The sequence below is a fragment of the Rosettibacter sp. KY25 genome, from assembly GCF_057554405.1.
On the sequence record NZ_BAAJAO010000055.1, the window covers coordinates 1 to 2,700 of the forward strand.

Genomic DNA, 2,700 nt, shown 5'->3' on the forward strand with positions numbered 1-2,700 from the left:
ATTTGAAAGCAAATCACAACTTGTACGTAATGATTGTTATAAAAACAAGACTTGGTTACAATATGTCAAAGAAAAAATTTGAAAGCAAATCACAACTTGCTCCTGTTTGTTTAACTTTCACAAGTCTTGGTTACAATATGTCAAAGAAAAAATTTGAAAGCAAATCACAACTCAAGTGTATCGTATAAAGATTGCTTATCTCTTGGTTACAATATGTCAAAGAAAAAATTTGAAAGCAAATCACAACAAGAGACTTAGGACAAAGAGAAAGTAGCACTTGGTTACAATATGTCAAAGAAAAAATTTGAAAGCAAATCACAACTCAAGCTATTTTCTTAGCAAATTAGCAATACTTGGTTACAATATGTCAAAGAAAAAATTTGAAAGCAAATCACAACACTTAGCTGCTTCATCAGCGCCGATTGGCCTTGGTTACAATATGTCAAAGAAAAAATTTGAAAGCAAATCACAACTAATTTTTAGTTGTGTATCATCAGTAATTACTTGGTTACAATATGTCAAAGAAAAAATTTGAAAGCAAATCACAACTCATATAAACGAGATATTAGCCACGCTTCTCTTGGTTACAATATGTCAAAGAAAAAATTTGAAAGCAAATCACAACGAATTCTTGTTACGTCTCTGAAGAGGGTTTTCTTGGTTACAATATGTCAAAGAGGGGCTGTCTAAAAAGTTAGGAATAAAAATTGAGTAATAAGAGAGAGAAAAGGAAAAAATAAAAGAGAAAAGAAAGATGGATTCTCCCTTTAAAGAAAAAAATGAAGAAGAAATCTCTAAAATGAGAAGACGAAAGAAAAAGAAAGCAAGCAAACCTGGTTTTATAGAATACAATCAAGACCAGATGATGTTGTTGCCGCCATCATTAGAAGAGATGATACCGGAGAATCACCTGGTAAGGGTAGTCAACAGAGTAATAGGAGAAATGAACATAGAGGCATTGATAGAGACATATAAGGGTGGAGGTAGGAAGGCATACAATGCATTAATGTTATTGAAGGTATTAGTATATGCATATGTAATGAAGATATATACATCAAGGCGAATAGCCAAAGCCTTGAGAGAGGACATAAACTTCATGTGGTTATCAGGGATGCAGAAGCCTGATTTCAGGACAATAAATAACTTTCGTTCAGGGAGACTGAAGAAAGTAATAGATAAAATATTTACATCAATGGTAATATTTTTAACAGAGAACAAGTATATAAAATTGGAGAACTATTTTATAGATGGGATAAAGATAGAAGCCAATGCAAATAAATATAGCTATGTATGGGCAAGTAACACGAAGAGGTATAAGAAGACAGTCAAGGAAAAGATAGAAGAGTTGATAAAACAGATAGAAGAGATAAACGAAGAAGAGAATAAGCGATATGGAGATAAAGACTTAGAAGAATTAGGAGAGGAGGCAGAGGAAATTAGTAGTGAGAAAATAAAAGAAGAGGTAAAAAAATTAAATGAAATAATCAACGAAATAGGGAAAGAGGAAGGAAAGGATAAAAAGAAAAAAAAGATAAAGAAGACAGTAGAAGAAATAAATAAAAAGCTGATACCAAGATTGGAGAAGTATGAAGAACAAGAAAGGAAATTAAAAGGCAGAGGGAGTTATTCGAAGACAGATGAAGATGCGACATTTTTCTTAACAAAAACAAATCAATTAATACCGGCATACAATGTAATAATAGGGAGTGAAGACCAACTAATAGTTAACTATAGTGTACATCAAAAGCCATCAGAGGCAGACGGATTTATATTGCACATCAAAAAATTAGAAGAGAAGACAGGAGGTAAATATCCCCGAAGGATCATTGGAGATAGTGCATATGGTTCAGAGGAGAATTATAGATATGTAGAAAAACGGAGGATAGAGAATTACTTGAAGTATGGTATTTTTCATCAAGAGCAGAAAGGAAATAATAAGAAGAAGAGATTTCATAGAGAGAATTTTATATATAATGAAAGGGAAGATAAATATTACTGTCCAGCAGGGAAAGAATTAGACTTTTATGAAGAACAAAAAAAACGAACAGATAATAGATACTTACAAACAATCAGAATATATAAAGGGAAGGAGTGTAAAGGGTGCAAGTTTTTGGAGCAATGTAGTAAATCCAAGGAAGGCAGAACAATACATATGAATAAAAATTTAGAAAAGTATAAAAAGAAAGCCAGGGAGAATTTACTATCGCCGTTGGGAAAAGAGCTAAGAAAAAAACGAAGTGTAGATGTAGAAACAGTATTTGGAGATATAAAACATAATCAAGGATTTAAGAGATTTTATTTAAGGGGCATTGAAAAAGTTAATGTAGAATTTGGATTAGTAGCCATATCACATAACATTAAAAAGCTGGGACTGATGGTCAATTGAATATATTGACTATTATTTATGGTAACTAATAAAAATTACTTTTTAGACAGCCCCGAAAGCAAATCACAACACATTCCAAATAAACTTTTATTTGTATTTCCTTGGTTACAATCCGCCAGAAGCGGACAGGTATGTCAAAGAATCCCGACAAAGTCGGGAGAAAGCAAATCACAACTGTAAAGATGAGTGGTTATAATTCTTTTACTTGGTTACAATATGTCAAAGAATCCCGACAAAGTCGGGAGAAAGCAAATCACAACACATTCCAAATAAACTTTTATTTGTATTTCCTTGGTTACAATCCGCCAGAGGCG

The 2,700-nt window shown here is 32.4% G+C and carries 1 protein-coding gene and 1 CRISPR repeat array; the gene reads left to right on the top strand.

Features of this window, described 5'->3' with window-relative positions; genetic code table 11:
• The first annotated feature begins 50 nt into the window (after positions 1–50).
• Positions 51–625: a CRISPR direct-repeat array (repeat unit 46 nt; unit sequence CTTGGTTACAATATGTCAAAGAAAAAATTTGAAAGCAAATCACAAC).
• Between the two features lie 129 nt (positions 626–754).
• Positions 755–2,386: an IS1182 family transposase gene (locus AC27L2_RS13745; RefSeq protein ID WP_487212342.1), complete on the top strand. Its 1,632-nt coding sequence runs from the start codon at positions 755–757 to the stop codon at positions 2,384–2,386.
• Positions 2,387–2,700 lie beyond the last annotated feature (314 nt).